The 20925-nt window shown below is 70.1% G+C and carries 22 protein-coding genes; 13 read left to right on the forward strand and 9 right to left on the reverse strand.

The window, feature by feature from the left end; translation table 11 throughout:
* Window positions 1-44: 44 nt before the first annotated feature.
* A complete protein-coding gene (locus tag ACQ5SP_RS08490) occupies window positions 45-1415 on the forward strand; it encodes a glutamate--cysteine ligase (protein ID WP_430937925.1) in 1371 nt (456 codons plus the stop codon).
* Here the strand turns inward: ACQ5SP_RS08490 and ACQ5SP_RS08495 are convergent.
* The 6 genes from ACQ5SP_RS08495 to ACQ5SP_RS08520 all read right to left on the reverse strand — a co-directional run bounded on the left by ACQ5SP_RS08495 (window position 1409) and on the right by ACQ5SP_RS08520 (window position 5801).
* The gene (locus tag ACQ5SP_RS08495) at window positions 1409-1840 is read right to left on the reverse strand and encodes a DUF805 domain-containing protein (RefSeq protein WP_430937926.1); all 432 of its coding nucleotides are present in this window, start codon (window positions 1838-1840) and stop codon (window positions 1409-1411) included. The two genes, ACQ5SP_RS08490 and ACQ5SP_RS08495, sit on opposite strands and share 7 nt — an antisense overlap.
* A gap of 74 nt (window positions 1841-1914) precedes the next feature.
* Window positions 1915-2523 (reverse strand): glycerol-3-phosphate 1-O-acyltransferase PlsY, encoded by a 609-nt coding sequence (gene plsY, locus ACQ5SP_RS08500; protein ID WP_430937927.1) that lies wholly within the window; start codon window positions 2521-2523, stop codon window positions 1915-1917.
* A gap of 3 nt (window positions 2524-2526) precedes the next feature.
* Window positions 2527-3804, reverse strand: coding sequence for a dihydroorotase (pyrC, locus tag ACQ5SP_RS08505; protein WP_430937928.1), 1278 nt, complete (start codon window positions 3802-3804; stop codon window positions 2527-2529).
* A complete protein-coding gene (locus ACQ5SP_RS08510; protein WP_430937929.1) occupies window positions 3801-4259 on the reverse strand; it encodes a hypothetical protein in 459 nt (152 codons plus the stop codon). The genes pyrC and ACQ5SP_RS08510 overlap by 4 nt, the downstream gene beginning before the upstream one ends.
* A gap of 13 nt (window positions 4260-4272) precedes the next feature.
* Window positions 4273-4854, reverse strand: a complete 582-nt coding sequence (locus ACQ5SP_RS08515) for a hypothetical protein (RefSeq protein ID WP_430937930.1) — start codon at window positions 4852-4854, stop codon at window positions 4273-4275.
* On the reverse strand, window positions 4851-5801 hold the full coding sequence (locus ACQ5SP_RS08520; protein WP_430937931.1) for an aspartate carbamoyltransferase catalytic subunit: 951 nt from the start codon (window positions 5799-5801) through the stop codon (window positions 4851-4853). The genes ACQ5SP_RS08515 and ACQ5SP_RS08520 overlap by 4 nt, the downstream gene beginning before the upstream one ends.
* Window positions 5802-5912: 111 nt before the next feature.
* Between ACQ5SP_RS08520 and ACQ5SP_RS08525 the strand changes: the two genes are divergently transcribed.
* The 5 genes from ACQ5SP_RS08525 (at window position 5913) to ACQ5SP_RS08545 (ending at window position 12684) form a co-directional block, all read left to right on the forward strand.
* Window positions 5913-6728: a uracil-DNA glycosylase gene (locus ACQ5SP_RS08525; RefSeq protein WP_430937932.1), complete on the forward strand. Its 816-nt coding sequence runs from the start codon at window positions 5913-5915 to the stop codon at window positions 6726-6728.
* Window positions 6728-7270, forward strand: coding sequence for a molybdenum cofactor biosynthesis protein B (gene moaB / locus ACQ5SP_RS08530; RefSeq protein WP_430937933.1), 543 nt, complete (start codon window positions 6728-6730; stop codon window positions 7268-7270). Before ACQ5SP_RS08525 ends, moaB begins: the two co-directional genes overlap by 1 nt.
* A complete protein-coding gene (locus tag ACQ5SP_RS08535) occupies window positions 7267-7737 on the forward strand; it encodes an NUDIX domain-containing protein (protein WP_430937934.1) in 471 nt (156 codons plus the stop codon). Before moaB ends, ACQ5SP_RS08535 begins: the two co-directional genes overlap by 4 nt.
* Window positions 7738-7824: 87 nt before the next feature.
* On the forward strand, window positions 7825-9291 hold the full coding sequence (locus ACQ5SP_RS08540) for an efflux RND transporter periplasmic adaptor subunit (protein WP_430937935.1): 1467 nt from the start codon (window positions 7825-7827) through the stop codon (window positions 9289-9291).
* 3 nt (window positions 9292-9294) lie between these two features.
* Window positions 9295-12684, forward strand: a complete 3390-nt coding sequence (locus ACQ5SP_RS08545) for an efflux RND transporter permease subunit (RefSeq protein WP_430937936.1) — start codon at window positions 9295-9297, stop codon at window positions 12682-12684.
* A 5-nt stretch (window positions 12685-12689) separates the two neighbouring features.
* Here the strand turns inward: ACQ5SP_RS08545 and ACQ5SP_RS08550 are convergent, their stop codons facing one another.
* Window positions 12690-13511: a protein-disulfide reductase DsbD domain-containing protein gene (locus ACQ5SP_RS08550; protein WP_430937937.1), complete on the reverse strand. Its 822-nt coding sequence runs from the start codon at window positions 13509-13511 to the stop codon at window positions 12690-12692.
* A gap of 114 nt (window positions 13512-13625) precedes the next feature.
* On the opposite strand from ACQ5SP_RS08550, the gene ACQ5SP_RS08555 reads away from it, so the two are divergent.
* Window positions 13626-14201, forward strand: a complete 576-nt coding sequence (locus ACQ5SP_RS08555; RefSeq protein WP_430937938.1) for a YqgE/AlgH family protein — start codon at window positions 13626-13628, stop codon at window positions 14199-14201.
* 2 nt (window positions 14202-14203) lie between these two features.
* On the opposite strand, the gene ACQ5SP_RS08560 is transcribed toward ACQ5SP_RS08555, so the two are convergent.
* A complete protein-coding gene (locus tag ACQ5SP_RS08560; RefSeq protein WP_430937939.1) occupies window positions 14204-15187 on the reverse strand; it encodes an L-threonylcarbamoyladenylate synthase in 984 nt (327 codons plus the stop codon).
* Between the two features lie 93 nt (window positions 15188-15280).
* On the opposite strand from ACQ5SP_RS08560, the gene ACQ5SP_RS08565 reads away from it, so the two are divergent.
* From ACQ5SP_RS08565 to ACQ5SP_RS08580, 4 genes are all read left to right on the forward strand, one after another.
* Entirely contained in the window at window positions 15281-16999 is a 1719-nt protein-coding gene (locus ACQ5SP_RS08565; protein WP_430937940.1) for an acyl-CoA dehydrogenase, read from the forward strand.
* On the forward strand, window positions 16999-18048 hold the full coding sequence (locus ACQ5SP_RS08570; RefSeq protein WP_430937941.1) for an MBL fold metallo-hydrolase: 1050 nt from the start codon (window positions 16999-17001) through the stop codon (window positions 18046-18048). Before ACQ5SP_RS08565 ends, ACQ5SP_RS08570 begins: the two co-directional genes overlap by 1 nt.
* 85 nt (window positions 18049-18133) lie before the next feature.
* Window positions 18134-18268 carry an aa3-type cytochrome c oxidase subunit IV gene (locus ACQ5SP_RS08575; RefSeq protein WP_430937942.1) on the forward strand — a complete coding sequence of 45 codons (135 nt, stop codon included), beginning with the start codon at window positions 18134-18136 and terminating at the stop codon, window positions 18266-18268.
* 27 nt (window positions 18269-18295) lie between these two features.
* Window positions 18296-18913 (forward strand): hypothetical protein, encoded by a 618-nt coding sequence (locus ACQ5SP_RS08580; protein WP_430937943.1) that lies wholly within the window; start codon window positions 18296-18298, stop codon window positions 18911-18913.
* A 103-nt stretch (window positions 18914-19016) separates the two neighbouring features.
* On the opposite strand, the gene rpsU is transcribed toward ACQ5SP_RS08580, so the two are convergent.
* Window positions 19017-19223, reverse strand: coding sequence for a 30S ribosomal protein S21 (gene rpsU / locus ACQ5SP_RS08585; protein WP_430937944.1), 207 nt, complete (start codon window positions 19221-19223; stop codon window positions 19017-19019).
* 109 nt (window positions 19224-19332) lie between these two features.
* Here rpsU and ACQ5SP_RS08590 point away from each other — a divergent pair, with 109 nt between their 5' ends.
* Window positions 19333-20043, forward strand: coding sequence for a COQ9 family protein (locus ACQ5SP_RS08590; protein ID WP_430937945.1), 711 nt, complete (start codon window positions 19333-19335; stop codon window positions 20041-20043).
* Window positions 20044-20062: 19 nt separating this feature from the next.
* On the forward strand, window positions 20063-20917 hold the full coding sequence (locus tag ACQ5SP_RS08595; RefSeq protein WP_430937946.1) for a branched-chain amino acid aminotransferase: 855 nt from the start codon (window positions 20063-20065) through the stop codon (window positions 20915-20917).
* Window positions 20918-20925: the final 8 nt, after the last annotated feature.

Consider the following 20925-nt stretch of genomic DNA (forward strand, 5'->3'; position numbering starts at 1 on the left):
ACCTGTCAGGCCCATTCGCGCGCAACAGACCGGAGCCCCGTATCATGTCCATTCCCCAGTCCGGCGGCGGACCGATCGAGAGCCGCGCGCAGCTTGCCGAATATCTCGAAGCCGGCTGCAAACCGCGCGCCGACTGGCGCATCGGCACCGAGCACGAGAAATTCGGCTATTGCCGCGACACCCACAAGCCGCTGCCCTATGATGGGCCGCGCTCGATCAGGGCAATGCTGACCGGGCTCGCGGAACGCTTCGACTGGACCCCCGTGGAAGAGGCCGGAAACATCATCGGCCTGGTCAAGGGCGGCGCCAACGTCTCGCTCGAGCCGGGTGGCCAGCTGGAACTCTCCGGCGCGCCGCTCGAGACGATCCACGAGACCTGCGACGAGGTGAACGAACACCTGCGCGAGGTGCGTTCCGTCGCCGAGGATATCGGCGCTGGCTTCATCGGGCTCGGGGCGGCGCCCGAATGGACCCATGACGAGATGCCGATGATGCCCAAGGGGCGCTACCGGCTGATGACGGACTACATGGATCGCGTCGGCACCCACGGCAAGCAGATGATGTACCGCACCTGCACGGTGCAGGTGAATCTCGATTTCGGCTCGGAAGCCGACATGGTGCAGAAGCTGCGCGTGGCGCTGGCGCTCCAGCCCGTGGCGACCGCGCTCTTCGCGAACTCGCCCTTCTTCGAGGGCAGGGTCAACGGCTACAAGAGCTGGCGCTCGCGCGTCTGGCGCGATCTCGACGCCGACAGGACGGGGATGCTGCCCTTCGTCTTCGAGGATGGCTTCGGCTTCGAGCGCTGGGCGGAGTACGCGCTCGACGTGCCGATGTATTTCGTCTACCGCGACGGGGTCTATATCGACGCGCTGGGCCAGTCCTTCCGGGATTTCCTCGCGGGCAAGCTTCCGGCCCTGCCGGGCGAGACGCCGACGCTCAGCGACTGGGCCGATCACCTGACCACGATCTTCCCGGAGGCCCGGATCAAGAAATTCCTCGAGATGCGCGGGGCGGACGGCGGCCCGTGGCGGCGGCTCTGCGCGCTGCCGGCGTTGTGGGTTGGGCTGCTCTACGACCAGGGCGCGCTGGATGCCGCCTGGGACCTGGTGAAGGGATGGGATGCCGAGACCCGCGAGGCGCTGCGCGTCGCCGCCGCGGTCGACGGGCTCCAGGCCGAGGCGAACGGTGTGCGCATGCGGGATCTGGCCTGCCGCGTCCTGGAGATCTCCGAGGGCGGGCTGCGCGCGCGGGCACGCCCCGGCGCGGGGGGCATGATCCCCGACGAGACCCATTTCCTCAACGCGCTGAAGGAAAGCGTCGATTCAGGCCGCGTGCCGGCCGACGAGCTGCTGGAACACTACCACGGCGACTGGGACGGTGACATCGGCCGCATCTACAACGAATACAGCTACTGATCGCCCCGCCCGACATGGGGAACCGAGCTGTCGCGGTAGGCGGCGCCGGTATCCGGACCCTCCAGCGGATCGGGGCCGAAGCGGTTCGGCCCCTGGGTGCCGGGCGTCGCCCACCAGACGATCAGGACGATGATGCCGATCAGCGGGATCAGGATCAGCAGATACCACCAGCCCGATCGGTCGGTGTCGTGCAGCCGGCGCACCGCGACGGCGATGTTCGGGATCAGCATGGCCAGTGAGAAAAGCGGCGCGAAGATCGCGGCGCTGTCGGGCGCGGTGCCGAAGATCGCCGTGTCGATGAGCCCCAGGGCGAAATTCGCCAGCACGTTGAAAAGAACGAACCACCAGAATTCCGAGCGCGCGGCGCGGCCGCTGAAGGTGGCGTATTTGGCGAGACAGGTCCGGACGGCGGTCTGAAAATCCATGGGGCGGGACTCCATCTTGGGGGTGCGCGATGACGGTTGCGCCTGGCGGGCGATCCGTCAAGCCTGCCCCGGCGCTACTTGCCCGCGCCGATGCGGGGCTCGGCACCCTTGAGCAGACGGCGGATATTCTCGTGGTGGCGCAGGAAGACCAGCGCGGCCAGCGCCACGCCGAACGCCACGGCATCGGGCCGCGACAACAGCGCCAGCCAGACCGGCGCCAGCGCCGCCGCTGCCAGCGCCGAGAGCGACGAGATGCGGAACAGGCCGGCCACGACCAGCCAGGTGGCGCAGGACGCCAGCCCGGCCGGGAAGTGCAGCGCAAGCAGCGTGCCCAGGAAGGTCGCCACGCCCTTCCCGCCGCGAAACCCGAGATAGACCGGGAAGATGTGCCCGAGAAAGGCTGCGAAGCCCGCGACCTGCGCGGCGTCGTCCCCGATCAGGGCGCGCGCGACCAGCACGGCGATCGCACCCTTGCCCGCGTCGAGGAGTAGCGTCAGCGCGGCGGCGGGCTTGTTGCCGGTGCGCAGCACGTTGGTCGCGCCGATATTGCCGGACCCGATCTTGCGCAGGTCGCCCAGCCCGAAAAGCCGCGCGATCACCACGCCGAAGGGCACCGACCCCAGGAGGTAGGCGAGAACGGCGGTGACGGCGAGCAGGCCGGCGGACGTGTCGAGCTCGGGCATCCGTCAGTCCCCGTGCCGGTAGATCTCGGCCCCGCCGACGAAGCTGCGCAAAACCCGGCCCTGGAGCCGTGCGCCGTCGAAGGGGGTGTTCTTGGATTTCGAGCGCAGCTTGAAGCGGTCGAGCACGAAGGGCGCATCCGGATCGAACAGCACGAGGTCCGCCGGCGCCCCGGCTGCCAGCCGTCCGCCGTCGAGCCCCAGCCGTCGGGCCGGGTTCAGCGACAGCGCCCGGAACAGGCGTGGCAGGTCCAGCGCCCCGGCATGGTAGAGCCGCAGCGCCGCCGGCAGCAGGGTTTCCAGCGCCACCGCGCCGCTGGCGGCCTCTTCGAAGGGCAGCCGCTTCGATTCCTCGTCCTGCGGCGTGTGCATGGAGGAGATCACGTCGATCGTTCCGCCGGCCACGGCCTCGACCATCGCGAGTCGATCGTCCTCGGACCGCAGTGGCGGCTTGACCTTGAAGAAGGTGCGGTAGTCGCCGACGTCGAACTCGTTGAGCGTCAGGTGGTGGATCGACACGCCGGCCGTCACGTCGAGCCCTGCCGCCTTGGCGCGTTCCAGCGCGGGAAGGGCCCGGGCGGTGCTGATCTGGTCGGCGTGGTAGCGGGCACCCGTCATCTCGACCAGGGCGAGGTCGCGTTCGAGGCCCATGCGCTCGGCCATCGGCGAGACCGCGGGCAGCCCGCGCAGCGACGCGAACTTGCCGCTGGTGGCCGCCGCACCGGCGGTCAGGCCCGGATCCTGCGGGTGCGCGATCACCAGCGCGCCGAGCGACCTGGCATAGGTCAGCGCGCGGGAAAACACCTTGGGGTCGGTCACGACATGGTCGCAATCCGTGAAGGCCACGGCACCCGCATCCATAAGGAAGCCGATCTCGACCATCTCGCGGCCCGCTCGCCCCTTGGTCAGCGCCGCCATCGGCTTGAAGCGGACCGGGGTCGCGGCATCGCCGCGGCGAAGCACGAATTCCAGCGTCTCGGGGCTGTCGATCGCGGGCAGGGTGTCGGGGCGGGTCACCATCGTCGTGATCCCGCCCGCCGCCGCGGCCAGCCCCGCGGTGCGGAAGCTTTCCTTGTGGCGTTCGCCGGGCTCGCAGACCTTCACGCCGATATCGACGATGCCCGGCGCGAGGCATTTGCCGGCGCAATCGATGACCTGCGTCCCGCCGGGCGCCTCCGTGCCGCCGACCGCGGCGATGGCCCCGTCCCGGATCAGCAGGTCGCCGGTCCGCTCCGTCCCGGCTTCGGGGTCGATCAGGCGGGCGTTCTTCAGGAGCGTCGTCATGAGGTCTCCATGGCGGTGTTTCCGGCGGCGGCCGCGGCACGGGCGATGCGGCGTTCGGTGTCTGCGCGGTCCGCCTGGTACTTGATCAGGTGCTTGTCGCCGCTGCGGGTCACGACCTGCACCGCGCTGCCCAGGCCCCGGACGCGGGCGATCTCGTCGAGGCGCACGGCGCGGGTCTGGGGGCCGAGCAGGCGAAACTCCGTCAGGTCCCAGCGCGCGGCCATCTCGTCGGAGGCGACGTAGAAGGCCCGCACCGCCACCGCGGCCAGCCCGCCGACAGCGCCGGTCCACAGGAAGGGATTGCCCATGATCCAGAGCACGATCATCCCAAGCGCCATGGCAAAGGCCGCAAGCCAGGCATGGTCACGCCAGTAGGTCGCGCGGTCGGGATGGAAGCTGTGTACCACCTCCTCGCCCGGTTCGAGCGGCGTGGTCGGCGTCATCTCGTGCATCATGGACCCGCGCCCCTTATCCGCCGCCCGCCAGGGCGAGCACCGCGAGAAGCAGCAGAACCAGCGCCAGGCCCGCCAGAACCATGCGGCGGCTGGACGGCCCCGCGCCGGCCGGTTCCGCGGGCGCGTCGCCGCCGGTCTCGGACCCGTCGGGGGTCTGTTTGCGCGCGCTCTCCGCATGGAGGGGCATGTGAACCGCGGCGCCGCGTTCTTCGCGGTAGGTGCCGATCCAGCGCGCCGGGGCCGTCGGCGTCAGGGTCTGGGCGCGGTCGCCGAAGGCCGCGGAACTGAGCACCGCGACATGGCCCGACAGCCCGTCGAGACGCCCCCGGTCGCCCGAAAGCTCCTCTTCGGCAACGCCCTGGCCCTCGACGAGGTAGTCGGAAAACCCCATCCCCTCCAACTCGCGGAGGGCGAACACCTGGACATAGCGCGGGTCGAGCCGCTCGGCCCCCAGGGCATCGGGCAGTTTCCAGCCCTCCGCGCCGGCCTCGTCTTCGGGCGGGAGATAGGCGGCCTTCTCCGCGCCGGATATGTCCAGCGTGAAGACGCGAACGACACCGTATTCCTCGGCGGGTACCGAAATGCGGTCGCTCATGCCGCCCCCTCCGCCGCGGTGGCGCGCTGGTTCCGCGCCAGCAGATCCATCGCCGCCATGCGGACCGCGACGCCCATCTCGACCTGTTCCTGGATGACCGACCGGTTGATGTCGTCGGCCAGCGTGCCGTCGATCTCGACCCCGCGGTTCATCGGGCCGGGATGCATCACGATCGCGTCGTCCTTGGCGAAGGCCAGCTTCTCGGCGTCGAGGCCGTAGCGGTGATAATACTCGCGCTCCGACGGGATGAACCCGCCGTCCATCCGTTCCTTCTGGAGCCGCAGCATCATCACGACGTCCACGTCGCGCAGCCCCTCGCACATGTCGTCGAAGACCTCGACCCCGAGATCCGCGACGCCCGCGGGCATCAGGGTCGGCGGGCCGACGAGCCGAACCCGGTTCTCCATCTTGCCGAGCAGAAGGATGTTGGACCGCGCGACCCGGCTGTGGGCGATGTCGCCGCAGATCGCGATGGACAGCCGTTGCAGCCGGCCTTTCTCGCGCCGGATGGTCAGCGCGTCGAGCAGCGCCTGGGTGGGATGCTCGTGCCGGCCATCGCCCGCGTTCAGCACCGCGCAGTTGACCTTCTCAGCCAGCAGGTTCACCGCGCCCGAATGGGGATGGCGCACGACCAGGAGGTCGGGATGCATGGCGTTCAGCGTCATCGCCGTGTCGATCAGGGTCTCGCCCTTCTTGATCGAGGAGGCCTGCATCGCCATGGACATCACATCGGCGCCGAGCCGTTTTCCGGCAAGCTCGAAGCTGGCCTGGGTGCGGGTCGAAGCCTCGAAGAACATGTTGACCTGCGTCATGCCGGCGAGGGCGTCGCCGTGCTTCTCGGCGCCGCGGTTCAACGCGACATAGGTGTCGGCAAGATCGAGGATGGACAGGATATCGGCTTGCGAGAGCGGTTCGATGCCGAGGAGGTGTCGCGCGCTGAAAGTCATGGCCTCCATCCCTGTCTTCGCCCGACTTATAGGTGGCGCGGAGATACGGAACAAGGGATTTACGCCACGCGCGGGGCGGCCTAGGGTTTCGGCGCGACAGGCGGACGGAAGATGGACCGGGTGCTGGATTTTCATACCGCGAAGGCGATGCTCGAATGGCAGATCGAGCTGGGCGCGACCGAGGCGATCGGCGAGACGCCCGTGGATCGCTATGCGGCCGCCGCGGACCCCGCGCCCGCCGCGCCCGCGCCCGGAAAACCGCCGCAAGCCGCGGTCGCGGCGGCGGCCGCCGCCCCCGCGGCGGACCCGGCGCCGGCCGGCGCGGACGCGGTCGAGGCCGCGCGCAGCGCGGCCGCCGAGGCCCATAGCCTCGAAGGGCTGCGCTATGCCCTGTCCTCGTTTGCCCATTGCGAGCTGAAGAAGGGCGCGCGCAACACCGTCTTCTCCGACGGCAATCCCGAGGCCCGCGTCATGATCGTGGGCGAGGCGCCGGGCCGCGACGAGGACATCGAGGGCAAGTCCTTCGTCGGGCGGGCGGGGAAGCTGCTCGACCGGATGTTCGACGCGATCGGGCTGGCGCGCGCCGGCAGCGGGGCGGCGGCGCTCTACATCACCAACGTGATGCCCTGGCGCCCGCCGCAGAACCGCGATCCCACGCCCGAGGAAATCGCCATGATGCTGCCCTTCGTGGAACGCCATGTCGAGCTGGTGGCGCCGGATATCCTGGTCCTGATGGGCAACACCGCCTGCCAGGCGCTGCTTGGCCGCAAGGGTATCACCCGCCTGCGCGGTCACTGGGCCGAGGTCCTGGGCCGGCCGGCGCTGCCGATGTTCCATCCGGCCTACCTGTTGCGCAATCCCGCGGCCAAGCGCGAGGCCTGGCATGACCTGCTGATGATCCGGCACCGCCTGGAAGAGGAAGGCTAATGTCCCGCATCGACGAGTCCCGCGATTTCATCCCGGTCCGCATCGCGGTGCTGACGGTATCCGACACGCGCACCCCCGAGGACGACCGCTCGGGCGACACGCTGGCCGCGCGCATCCGGCGGGCCGGCCACGTCCTGGCCGACCGCAAGATCCTGCGCGACGAGCGCGCCGAGATCGCGACCCAGCTGCGCGCCTGGTGCGACGATCGCGGCGTGGACGTGGTGCTGAGCACCGGCGGGACGGGGCTGACCGGCCGCGACGTGACGGTGGAGGCGCATCGCGACGTCTACGAGAAAGAGATCGAGGCCTTCGGCACCGTCTTCACCATCGTGTCGATGAAGAAGATCGGGACCTCGGCGATCCAGTCGCGCGCCTGTGGCGGGGTGGCGAACGGCACCTATCTCTTCGCCCTGCCGGGCAGCACCGGGGCCTGCAAGGACGCCTGGGACGAGATCCTCGAGCCGCAGCTCGATTACCGGCACATGCCCTGCAACTTCGTGGAGATCCTGCCGCGGCTCGACGAGCACAAGCGCCGGAAATGACCGGCGACGGCTTCGTGCCGCTGGGGGATCTGTCGGGCGCGGGCGACGGCTGCGCGGCCCTGGTGCTGGCACGGGACCGGGCCGGCCGGGTCCTGATGCAGCTGCGCGACGATCTGCCGGGGCTCGCCGGCGCGGGGCAGTGGGCGCTTTTCGGCGGCGAGGTCGAGCCGGGCGAGAGCCTCGCCGGGGCCGCCGCGCGCGAATTCGCCGAGGAAACCGGGATCGCCGTGGACCCGGCCGACCTCGCGCCGCGGTTCCGCCTGCTGGGCATGCCGCCGCGGCGCTACATGCTCCATGTCTTCGCGCTCGTGCGCCCCGTGGCGCCCGAGGACCTGCGCCTGGGCGAAGGTGCGGGCTTCGCGTTTCTCACGGCGGCACAGGCCGGGCGCTACGAGCTTGTACCCCAGATCCGCCGGGTGCTGATCGCGGCCGGTCTCGCGACGGAAAATCCCCGCACGGACGTGTGACAGTCATGCAGTGGACCCGCGCCGCCGGGCTGCTATCCTGTCGACCCGGGGCGCCGCGGGCGTGCCGTTACCGGAGTGTCCTTCACCATGCGCTTCCTGAGACGCAGCCTCGTCGGCCTGTTCCTCGCGGGTCTCACGCTCGGGCTCCTGGCCCTGGCCGGGCAGGGGGTGATGACCGCCCTGCAGGAGCGCTGGTCCGAGGCGCCGCCCGAGCGCCCGGCCCGCGAGCGGGTCTTCGCGGTCAACGTGATCCCGGTCGTCGGCACGGATATCCGGCCCGTCATGACGGCCTTCGGCGAGATCCGCTCGCGTCGGACGCTGGACCTGCGCGCCGCGGTGGGCGGCCCCGTGGTGGAACTGGCCGCCGATTTCGAGGAAGGCGGCAGCGTCGCGGCCGGGCAGCTCCTGCTGCGGATCGACCCGGCCGACGCGCAATCCGCGCTGGACGTGGCGCGCACCGATCTCTCCGAGGCCGAGGCCGAGCTGCGCGACGCCGTGCGCGCGCTGGCGCTCGCCCGTGACGAGTTGCGCGCCGCCGCGGACCAGGCGCGGTTGCGCGACCAGGCGCTCGCGCGCCAGCGGGACCTGCTCGGCCGCGGTGTCGGGACCGAGGCCGCCGTGGAAACCGCGGAACTCGCCGCCTCCGCCGCAGAGCAGGCCGTGCTGGCCAAGCGCCAGGCCATCGCCCAGGCCGAGGCGCGCGTCGACCAGGCGCGCAACGCCGTGGCCCGGCGCGAGATCGGCCAGGCCGAGGCGGAACGGCGGCTTGCCGATACCGAGCTCCGGGCAGAATTCGCCGGCACGCTGAGCGACGTCGCCGTGGTCGAGGGCGGGCTTGTGGCCGCGAACGAGCGCGTGGCGCGTCTGATCGACCCCCGTGCGCTCGAGGTGTCTTTCCGGGTCTCGACCTCTCAATATGCGCGGCTTCTGGACGACACCGGACGGCTGCGCCCGGTTCCGGTCCGCGTCAAGCTGGACAATTTCGGCATCGATCTCGTGGCGCATGGCCAGGTATCCCGCGCCGGGGCCGCGGTCGGAGAGGGGCAGACGGGCCGGCTGATCTTCGCCACGCTGGACGGCAAGACCGCGATCGGCTTCCGCCCCGGCGATTTCGTCGCCGTCGAGATCGAAGAGCCGGAACTGCCGAACGTGGCGGTCCTGCCCGCCACGGCGGTGGACGCGGCCGGCACGGTTCTCGTTCTGGGCGAGGATGACCGGCTGCTCGAACGGCGCGTCGAGATCCTGCGCAAGCAGCGCAACGACGTGATCGTGCGGGCGCCGGATCTCCACGGTGCGGAGGTCGTGGCCGAGCGGACGCCGCTCATCGGTGCCGGGATCCGCGTCCGTCCGGTGCGCGCGGGCGACCGCGCCGACATGGCCGAGCCGCCCGATATGCTGGAGCTGACGCCGGAACGCCGGGCGCGGCTCCTGTCCTTCGTGGAGGGCAACGGCGCGATGCCGGAGGACGTCAAGGACCGGCTGCGCGCCCAGCTGCAGGAGACCCGCGTGCCCGCGCGCGTCGTCGAGCGGCTCGAAGCCCGGATCGGGGGCTGACCGATGGCCGAGCGCCGCGCCCCGAAAGCCGCTGTCGGGCTCCTCTCCTATTTCGCCAGGCACCGGACGGCGGCGAACCTGTTGCTGGTGGTGCTGATCGCGCTGGGCCTGGCGGCATTCCCGCGGATGCGGGCGCAGTTCTTCCCCGACGTGATCATCGACAACGTCTCGGTCTCGGTCGCCTGGCAGGGCGCCGGGGCCGAGGACGTGGATGCCGCCATCGTGCAGGTGCTCGAACCCGCGCTTCTCGCCGTGGAAGGCGTCGAGTCGAGCGCGGCGACCTCGCGCGAGGGGCGCGCCGCGATAGAGCTGGATTTCGAACCGGGCTGGGACATGGCCCGCGCCGCCGACGACGTGCAGGTGGCCGTGGACGCCGTGACGGACCTGCCCGAGGAGGCCGAGGAGCCCGTGGTGCGCCGCGGCGCGTGGCGCGACCGGGTGACAGACGTCGTGATCACCGGCCCGGTTTCGGTCGAGCAGCTGGGCCGTTTCGCCGACGAGTTCGTCACCCGGCTTTTCGCGGCCGGGGTCACGCGGACGACGATCCGGGGGCTCGAGGCCCCGGAAACCGTGGTGGAGGTGCCTGAAGCCGCGCTGATCGAGCATGACGTGAGCCTGTCGCAGATCGCGCAGGCCATCGGCGCCGAGGCGGACACCGACCCGGCCGGCGACGTGGCCGGCGGCGCGGCGCGGGTCCGCACGGGCGTGGCCAAGCGTGATTACGACGAGATCGCCGGAATCGTGATCCGGTCCGACCCGGACGGATCGACGCTCACCGTGGGCGATCTCGGCACCGTCCGGGTGGAGGGCATCGACCGCGCGCGCGCCTATTTCGCCGGCCCGGACCCCGCGATCTCGCTCAGGGTCGACCGGTCCGACAAGGGCGACGCCATCGCGATCCAGCGCCAGGTCGAGGAGGTGGCCGCCGAGATGGGAGCGACCCTGCCCGAGGGCGTGAAGATCGAGCTGATCCGCACCCGCGCCGAGGCGATCACCGGCCGGCTCGACATCCTGTTCGACAACGGGATGCTGGGGCTGACGCTGGTGGTCCTGCTGTTGTTCCTGTTTCTCAACGCGCGCACCGCGTTCTGGGTGGCGGCGGGCATTCCCGTCGCCATGCTGGCCGCGGTGGCGCTGATGTATGCCTTCGGGCTGACGCTCAACATGATCTCGCTCTTCGCGCTGCTCATCACGCTCGGCATCGTGGTCGACGATGCCATCGTCGTGGGCGAGCATGCCGACTTCCGCGCGCGCCAGCTGGGCGAGCCCCCGGTCGTGGCGGCCGAGAACGCCGCCAACCGCATGGCCGCGCCGGTCTTCTCGGCGACGCTGACGACGGTGATCGCCTTCTTCGCGCTGGTTGCCATCGGCGGGCGCTTCGGCGACCTGATCTCCGACATTCCCTTCACGGTGATCGTGGTGCTGATCGCATCGCTGATCGAGTGTTTCCTGATCCTGCCGAACCACATGGCGCATGCGTTGCGCCACACGGCCGCGCGGCACTGGTACGACGCGCCCTCGCGCGTGGTGAATGCCGGCTTCACCTGGGTCCGGCGGACGATCTTCCGCCGGCTCATCCGGCTGGTGATCTGGGCCCGCTACCCGGCGCTTGCGCTGACCGTTTTCCTGTTTTCGACGCAGGCGGTGCTGTTCATCCGCGGCGATGTGCAGTGGCGGTTCTTCAACGCGCCGGAACTCGGCTCGGTCACGGGGAATTTCGCCATGGTCACCGGCGCCGGCCGCGACGACACGATGGAGATGATGCGCGAGCTGCAGCGCGCGACCGAGGCGCTGGGGGCACGCTACGCGGAAGAATACGGCCGTAACCCGATCGACTATGCCCTGGCCGAAATCGGGGGCAACACCGGGCGCGGCCTCTCGGGGGCCGACACCAAGGAGCCCGACCAGCTGGGCGGGATCGCCATCGAGCTGATCGACGCGGACCTTCGGCCCTATTCCTCGTTCGAGTTCGTCGCCGCCTTGCAGGACGAGGTGCAGCGTCACCCGCTGCTCGAGACGCTCAGCTTCCGGGGCTGGCGCGGCGGGCCGGGCGGCGACTCGCTGTCGGTGCAGTTCTACGGGGCCGACAGCGAGACGCTCAAGGCCGCCGCCGAGTCGCTGAAGACGGCGGTCATGGACTACCCCGAGGTATCGGCCGTCGAGGACAGCCTGGCCTATGACAAGGAAGAACTGGTGCTGGAGCTGACCCCGCAGGGCGAGGCGCTGGGGTTCACCATCGACGGGCTCGGCCGCGTGCTCCGCGACCGGCTGAACGGGGTGGAGGCCGCGAGCTACCCGGCCGGACCGCGCTCGGCCACGATCCGGGTGGAGCTGCCCGAGGACGAGTTGACCGCCGATTTCCTCGACCGCACCGTGATGCGGACCACCGCCGGCGGCTACGTGCCCCTGGCCGATATCGTCACCGTCACCTCGCGCACGGGCTTTTCCACCATCCGGCGCGAAAACGGCCTGCGCGTCGTCAGCGTCACCGGTGACATCGCCGAGGACGATCCGGCCCGCGCCACCGAGATCCAGGACACCCTGCGCGAGACGATCCTGCCCGAGATCGAGACGGCGCAGGGCGTCGCCTGGACGATGACCGGTCTCGCCGAGCAGGAGCGCGACTTCCTGTCGGATGCGCGCACGGGCTTCATCCTGTGCCTCATGGGGATCTACCTGACGCTGGCCTGGATCTTCGCCAGCTGGACGCGGCCTGCCGTCGTGATGGCGATCATTCCCTTCGGGCTCGTGGGGGCGATCTGGGGGCATTACGTCTGGGGCGTGCCGCTGTCCATGTTCACGGTCGTCGGGCTGATCGGCATGACGGGGATCATCATCAACGACAGCATCGTCCTGGTCTCGACCATCGACGAGTACGCGCAGGATCGGGGGCTGATCCCGGCGATCGTCGACGGTGCCGCCGACCGGTTGCGGCCGGTCCTGCTGACGACCGCGACGACGGTGCTGGGGCTGGCGCCGCTGCTTTACGAGAGTTCTCAGCAGGCGCAGTTCCTGAAGCCGACCGTCATCACGCTGGTCTACGGGCTCGGCTTCGGCATGTTCCTCGTTCTGATCGTGGTGCCGGCGCTGCTTGCGGTGCAGATGGATATCGGCCGCCAAGTCGCCGGGTTGCGCCGGGTCGTGTCGGGGCGGGCCGGGGCGCCGGGCGCGGCCGTGGGCGTTGCGGCGCTGGGTGCGGCGGGTCTCTTTGCCGCGACGCTCGGCCATGTGGCCGTGACGGGCGCGCTGCCGGCCGCGCTGGCCGGGCTGCCGGTGCCGGACGGCATGACCGGTGCGTTCCTTCTCTTCGCGGGTGGGCTGGCGGTGCTGACGCTGCTGGTCTACCTCGTGGCGGCGCTGGCACTCTCCGTCGCGCCGCGCCGCCGGGGCTGACCGGCTCAGCCGCCGTCGCAGCCCTGGATGTCGACGGCCCTTTCGCTGCCGAGCAGGGTGATGCGCAGGGCCGACCGATCCAGCATCAGCGCGCCGCCATAGTCGATGATCTCGGCCGTCGCGGTGAGCGCACCGTCCGCGCGGCGGACGTCGGCCTCGCCGATCCAGACATCCGGGTCCGGCAGTTCGAACACGACCGCCGGCGTCCCGGCGCCGAGCGACGGGACCGCCATCCGCGCGGTCAGTTCCATTCCGTCGCCCGCCGGGGCAAGGCGGCAGGTGACCCTGCCCACCCCGGCCGCGGCGGCGGTTTCCGGCTCGGTGGCCAGCGCCGCCGTGATGCGCGGATCGGGCGCCCCCCCGGCCGGAAGAACGGCCCGCACCGAGAAATCGACCGGCATGCAGATATCCTCGCACACCCCGATCTCCATCCGGGCGCTGATCGTGATCGGATCCGCCCCTGCATGGGGGGTGATCCGCAGCGGCAACACCACTTCGTCGCTGTAGCCGATGGACCGCATCCCGCTGACCACGAAAATCTCTGGGCGCGGCCAGTGGGGATCCACCCGGTCAAGGTTCTCGGATCCGTCCCAGTCGAAGCGTGGCGGGATCCCGGCATCCCCCGGGGCGCGCCAGTAGGTCTTCCAGCCGGGGGCCAGCTGCAGACGTAGCGCGGCCATATGCGTGCCGTCGGCCTGGCGCCACCCGGGCAGGAGCCGCGCCTCGACGGCGTCCCGGGGCGTGACGATATCGGCCGCGCCGGCGCCGGGCAGACCGATCAGCGCGGCGGCCAGAACGGCTGCGAAAGGTGGTGAAAAAAACGTCATGCGCGTCAACATAGGCATGTTGGCGCGCCGGCAAAATCACTTTTCCGTCCGTGGCCGGCCAAAGCCGGTGCGCCGGCCCTTGAACCCGGTCCCGGCAAGGCACATTGTCGATCCATGACCGATACCGCCGTCGCCGAGTCCCTCAGCGGGAAACTCCTCATCGCCATGCCGGGGATGTCCGACCCCCGTTTCGAGAAGAGCGTGGTCTATCTCTGCGCCCATTCCGCGGACGGCGCGATGGGGCTGATCGTGAACAAGCCGACGCCGGACCTGCGGTTTTCCGACCTGCTCGAACAGCTCGAGATCGCCCCGTCGGACGATACCTCGGCGATCCGGGTGCATTTCGGCGGGCCGGTCGAGCATGGCCGCGGCTTCGTGCTGCATTCCTCGGATTACCGCTCGAACGAGTCGACGCTGCAGGTGGACGAGGATTTCGGCATGACGGCGACGCTCGACATCCTCGAGGATATCGCGCGCGGCGCCGGCCCCGGCGCGTGCCTGCTGGCGCTGGGCTACGCTGGCTGGGGGCCCGGACAGCTTGAACAGGAACTGCAGGCCAATGGCTGGCTGACCTGCGCCGCAGCCCCCGATCTCGTCTTCAGCGCCGACGATGCCGGCAAGTGGACCGCCGCGCTGGAAAGCATGGGGATCAGCCCGAGTTTCCTGTCCGCCGACGGCGGATCGGCCTGAGGTCAGCCGCCCTGCGGCCGCGGCGCCGCGGCGCGCCTGAGCCGGTCGTTGATGGCCCGTCCAAGGCCGGTGTCCGGCACGGGCGAGACACAGGCGCGCGCCTTGCCGGACACCCGACCCAGCCTGTCGATTTCCCGCAGCGCGGCGAAGAGCGCGGCCGCGGCCTCGACCAGGTCGCCATTGGGCGACAGGTTCAGATCCGCCGCGCGTGCGGCCGGGCCGAAGCCCAGCCAGACTTCGTCGGCCGCGGGCGCGGCGCAGTCCAGGCGCAGCGCCATCTCCGGCGCGTAATGCGACGCCAGTTGTCCCGGGGCCTCGGGCGCGGTGCCGGGCGTCTCGGCGGCGGCGAGCGGGCGGCCGAGCGCGGTCTCGATCGCCTCGGCCGGCAATCCGCCCGGGCGCAGCAGGCGCGCACCGTCCGCACCCGTCGCCACGATGGTCGACTCCAGTCCGACCGTGCAGGCGCCCCCGTCGACGACCGCGGCGATCTTGCCGTCCAGCCCGTCCAGAACATGGGTCGCCGTCGTCGGGCTGACCCGTCCCGACGGATTGGCCGAGGGGGCGGCGACGGGGCCGCCGAAGGCGTTCAGCAGCGCCGCCGCGACCGGGTTCCCGGGCACCCGGATCGCGACGGTGGGCAGGCCGGCCGTGACGAGCTCGGACAGGCCCGCGCCGGCCCGCACCGGCAGCACCAGGCTGAGCGGTCCGGGCCAGAAGGCGTCGGCCAGCCGGTCCGCGTCCGTGTCGAAAACCGCGATCTCGCGCGCGGCTGCCGCATCGGCCACATGCACGATCAGCGGGTTGAAGGCCGGCCGGCCCTTGGCCGCGAAGATGCCTGCGACGGCGGTGGCGTTCCGCGCATCGGCGCCGAGCCCGTAGACGGTCTCGGTCGGGAAGGCCACGAGGCGGCCCGCCGCCAGCAGGTCCGCGGCACGGGCAAGCCCGTCTGCGTCGGGCCTCAGCTTTTCGGTCGTCTCGAGGTTCATGGTGACGTGGCGTCCGGGCGCTGTCGGAAAACTTGTCGTGGCGGTGACCGGCATAGCTTGTTATTCCACGCATTGCCAAGACGGGAGGGTTGGATGCCGTATCATGCACCTGTACCGGACTACCGGTTCATTCTCGAGCACGTGGTCGGTTTCGACCGCCTCCGCGCGACCGAACGTTTCGCCGAGAGTACCGCGGACGTGACGGATGCCATCCTCGAAGAGGCCGCGCGGCTCGCCAACGAGGTGCTCGCGCCGCTGCAGCGCGCGGGGGATCAGCATCCCGCCGTGCTCGAGAACGGCGTGGTGCGCACGACGCCCGGCTTTGCCGAGGCCTATCGCGCCATCGCCGCCGGCGGCTGGGTCGGGATGTCGGCCGGGCCGGCGCATGGCGGCATGGACCTGCCGCAGAGCCTGACGACCGCCGTGAACGAGATGATGTCGGGCGCCTGCCTCGCGATCCAGATCGCGCCGCTGATGACCCAGGGGCAGATCGAGGCGCTGGAGCACCATGCCAGCGACGAGATCAAGGCGCTCTACCTGCCGAAGCTGATCACCGGCGAATGGTGCGGAACGATGAACCTGACCGAACCGCAGGCCGGATCGGACGTGGGGGCGCTGCGCACCAGGGCCGAACCCAAGGGCGACGGCACCTACGCGATCACCGGGCAGAAGATCTACATCTCCTGGGGCGACAACGATTTCACGGAAAACGTCTGCCACCTGGTGCTGGCGCGGCTGCCGGACGGGCCGCCGGGCACCAAGGGGATCAGCCTTTTCATGGTGCCGAAACGCATTCCCGACGCCGACGGCACGCCGGGGCCGGCCAACAGCCTGCGGGTCGTCTCGCTCGAGCACAAGATGGGTCTGCACGGCTCGCCCACCGCCGTCATGGAATATGACGGCGCGACCGGCTGGCTGGTCGGCGCGCCGCACAAGGGCATGGCGGCGATGTTCACCATGATGAACAACGCGCGCCTGGGCGTCGGCGTGCAGGGCATCGGCGTGGCGGAGGCCGCCTGCCAGCACGCGCTGGCCTACGCGCGCGACCGGCGTCAGGGCCCGTCACCGCTTGAAGATGGCACCGGCACGATCCTCGATCATGCGGATGTGCGCCGGATGCTGGCCGAGATGAAGGCGCAGACCTTCGCCGCCCGCGCCATCGCCTTCGACAACGCGGTGGCCATCGACATGGCGCATGCCACGGGCGACGCCGCCTGGCAGGCCCGCGCGGCCTTCCTGACGCCGATTTCCAAGGCCTATGGGACCGAGACCGGGATCGATGTCGCCTCCACCGGGGTGCAGGTGCATGGCGGCATGGGCTATATCGAGGAGACCGGCGCGGCGCAGTATCTGCGCGACGTGCGGGTGACGGCGATCTACGAGGGCACCAACGGCATCCAGGCGATGGACCTCGTCGGACGCAAGCTGTCGGACGGGGGCGCGGCGGCCTTTGCGCTCCTGGCCGAGATCGGCCAGACCGCCGCCCGCGCCGAGGAAGAGTTGCCGGATCTCGCGGCGTTCCTCGCCTCGGCCGAGGCGACCCTGACGGCGACGACGAGCTGGCTCCTGGAACAGGGAGAGATCAACGACCGTTTCGCCGGGGCCGTGCCCTATCTGCGGGCCTTCGCACTGGTGCTGGGCGGGCATTACCACCTGCGCGCCGCCCTGGCCGAGGGCGGGCAGGGGCCGCGCACCGCGCTGGCGCGGCTCTTCATCCGGCGGATGCTGCCGGCCCATGACGCGCTCTGCGCCGCGGTGCGCGAGGGGGCCGCCGGTCTTTACGCGCTCTCGGACGAGGATCTTGTCGCGTGATGGATGGGGGACAGGCCCCGCTCGGCTACCCGCACCCGGTGCCGCCGGCCGAGGCCGAGGCGATCGAGGTCGCGGACGGCATCCTCTGGCTGCGTCTGCCGCTGCCGATGCGGCTCGATCACGTCAATGTCTACGCCCTGCGCGAGGCCGATGGCTGGACCGTGATAGACACGGGTTTCGCCACCCGGCGCGCCCGGGCGATCTGGGCGAAGATCCTCGAGGGCCCGCTCGAGGGGCGCCCGGTGAAACGGGTCGTCATGACCCATCACCACCCCGATCATGTCGGGCTGGTCGGCTGGTTCCAGCGCGACCACGGGGCGGATCTGCTGTCCACCCGCACGGCCTGGCTTTTCGCGCGGATGCTCACGCTCGACGTGCAGGACCGCCCCGCGCCGGAAACCCTGGCGCATTGGCGCGCCGGCGGCATGGATCCGGCGCTCTATGAGAAACGGGCGGCGGAGCGGCCTTTCAACTTCGCCGACGTGGTGGCGCCGATGCCGCTGGGGTTCACGCGGATCGCGCAGGGCGAAGTCGTGACGATGGGCGGCCGGGACTGGGAGGTGCATACCGGCAACGGCCATGCCCCCGAACACGCGACCTTCTGGTGCCGCGACGCGGCGCTCGTGATCGCCGGTGACCAGATCCTGCCGTCGATCTCGCCCAACCTGGGCGTCTACGCGACCGAGCCCGAGGCCGACCCGGTGGCGGACTGGCTCGAGTCCTGCACCCGTCTCGCGCGGCTGGCGCGCGAGGGTCATCTCGTCCTGCCGGGCCACAAGCTGCCCTTCACCGGGCTGCCGACGCGCATGGGACAACTGATCGACAATCATCATGGTGCGCTGGAGCGGCTGCGCCATGCGCTCGCCGCGCCCCGGACGGCCGCGGAGTGTTTCCCGCCGCTTTTCAAGCGCGAGATCGGCGAGGGCGAGTACGGGCTCGCGCTGGTCGAGGCCATCGGCCATCTCAACCACCTTCACCGCCGGGGCGAGGTCACGCGCAGGCGTCGCGCGGATGGCGCCTGGCTTTGGCAACGCGCTGGCGTGGAGTGACGCAGGGCGCACGGAAACGGGTGACAGCCCCGCGGGAATATTCTATCTCCGGAAACGACAGACATTGCTTCAGACGAGGACGACGATGGCGGAGCACAAGCACGGCGAGATGGACGTCACCGAACACGAGAAGACCTTCGAGGGGTTCATTCGCTGGACGATCTATGTCGCGGCCTTTTCCATCGCTGTGCTGATCTTCCTGGCGATCTTCAACAGCTGACGGGTCCGGCCCGCGCAGGAGCAGCCGATGCGCCGCATCCCGACCGCTCTTATTGCCCTGGGGCTTATGCTGGCGGGTTGCGCGGAAAAGGTCTGGGCACCGCAGGACGCGGTCGACCGTGCGCGCTACAGCCATGATGCGCCGGCCTCGATCACGCTGATCACGGTGATCAACAACCGGTCCGACGAAGGCGGTCACGCCGCGCTGCTCATCAATGGCTCGGAACGGGTGATCTTCGATCCCGCCGGCACCTGGTGGCACCGCACCGTGCCCGAGCGTAACGACGTGCTCTACGGGATCACGCCGACCATGCTGGACTTCTACCTGGACTACCACGCGCGCGAGACATGGCGCGTCGTTCTGCAGGAAAAGCAGGTCCCGCGCGAGGTCGCGGACATGGCGATCCGCCGGGTGGAAGCCTATGGCGCGGTGCCAAAGACCCAGTGCAGCGTGGCCACGACCCGTATCCTGCGCGACATCCCCGGCTTCGAGGGCGTCGCGCGGAATTTCTGGCCCCACAGGGCCCGCCGGGATTTCGCTCAGATCGCGGGCGTCGCGGAAAGCGTGATCCGCGATGACGACGACGCCAGGAACGGGGATCTCCTCGCGGCGCAGCAGACGGCGATGGCCAAGCAAACCCCCTGAGCCGCGCAAGGACGACAGGCAAAAAGAAACCCCCGCGGCGTCAGCCCCGGGGGTGGTGCGTGCGGCGGATCGCCCCGCCGGTTCGCTTGCCGTCAGGCGGCGATCAGAGAAGGCCTTCGCGCTGAGCCTTCTTGCGGGCCAGTTTCCGCGCGCGGCGGATGGCCTCGGCCTGTTCGCGGGCGCGCTTCTCGGACGGTTTCTCGTAATGCTGCCGCAGCTTCATTTCCCGAAACACGCCTTCGCGCTGAAGCTTCTTCTTCAGGGCGCGCAGCGCCTGGTCGACATTGTTGTCGCGAACCGATACCTGCATGTGGTGTCACCACCTTTCCGTGTTAGAGTTGCTCAAATCGCAGGAGGTGGTCCTATAGCAAACGCCCGCTAGCTTGTCCACACGTGACACGCAACAGGAGGCAGACAGCATGACCGATCCGCACGCCGACCCCGATGGGCTCGCCGGCATCCGTGACAGGCTGCTCGACGCGGCCCTGCCGCACGTGCCGTTCGACGGCTGGACCCAGGCCACGTTCGATGCCGCGGTCACCGATTCGGACGTCGACCCGGCGCTCGCCCGCGCCGCCTTTCCGCGCGGGGCGGTCGACATGGCGCTGGCGTTCCACTACCGCGGTGACGCGCTGATGGTCCAGCGGATCGCAGAGGCCGACCTGGCCCAGATGCGCTTTCGCGACCGGGTCGCGGCGGCGATCCGGTTCCGGCTCGAGGCGATGGAGATGGACAAGGAGGCCGTGCGCCGCGGCGCGACCCTCTTCGCGCTGCCGAACCATGCCGCCGACGGCGCCGGTGCGATCTGGCACACCGCCGACGCGATCTGGACGGCGCTTGGCGACACCGCGCGCGACTACAACTGGTACACCAAGCGCGCGACGCTCTCGGCGGTCTATTCCTCCACCGTGCTCTACTGGCTCGGCGACGATTCGCCGGGCCATCAGGCGACGTGGGAGTTTCTCGACCGCCGGATCGACAACGTCATGTCCTTCGAGGGCGTCAAGGGCAAGGTGATGAAGTCGCCGCTGGGCCGCGTTCTGGAAAAAGGACCGCTCCGCCTGCTTGACCGCGTCCGCGCGCCGGACCAAACCTTCCGCGAGAACGCGCCGGGATGGACCCGCCGCTAGAACCGCGAAGGAGAGGTCATTGGCTGTCGGGAAAGAAATCGTCACCTGGTACGAGGGCAAATGGCACAAGGGCAACGCGCCGATCATCGGCGCCGCGGACCACGTGGCATGGCTCGGCAGCCAGGTGTTCGACGGCGCCCGGCAGTTCGAGGGGGTGCGCCCGGACCTCGACCTGCACAGCCAGCGTATCATCCGGTCGGCCGAGGCCATGGGCATGGTGCCCCCGGTCGATGCCGGGACCGTGCACGGCCTGATGGAAGAGGGCTGCGCCCATTTCGCGCCGGATGCCGCGCTTTATCTCCGCCCGATGATGTGGGCGCGCGAGGGCACGCCCGGCATCATCGATATCGACCCCGGGTCGACCGGTTTCGCCGTTTGCCTCGAGACCCTGCCGATGCCGGAGCCGGGGGATTTCAGCCTGACCGTCTCTCCCTATTGCCGGCCCCGTCCCGACATGGCGCTGACCGAGGCCAAGGCGGGCTCGCTCTATGCCAATAACGGGCGGATCATGGCCGAGGCCCGGAAGCGCGGCTTTCACAACGCGCTCTCGCTCGACATCGACGGCCACGTCGCCGAGACCGCCTCGACCAATGTCTTTATGGTCCGCGACGGCGAGGTGCTGACCCCGGTGCCGAACGGCACCTTCCTGAACGGGCTGACACGGCAGCGGGTGATCGCGCTGCTGCGCGCCGCGGGCCACACCGTCACCGAGGCCAGCCTGACCGTCGCGGATTTCCGCGCCGCCGACGAGATCTTCGTCACCGGCAATATCGCCAAGGTGATGCCGGTCGCGCGCTTCGACGACCGCACCCTGCCGCAGCATTTCGGCCTGCAGCTGCGCGAGATGTACTGGGACTGGGCCCATTCCAGGTAAGGAGACCC

The sequence above is a fragment of the Rhodovulum sp. YNF3179 genome, assembly GCF_050586465.1.
In the GTDB taxonomy this organism is placed as follows: domain Bacteria; phylum Pseudomonadota; class Alphaproteobacteria; order Rhodobacterales; family Rhodobacteraceae; genus CAJXYS01.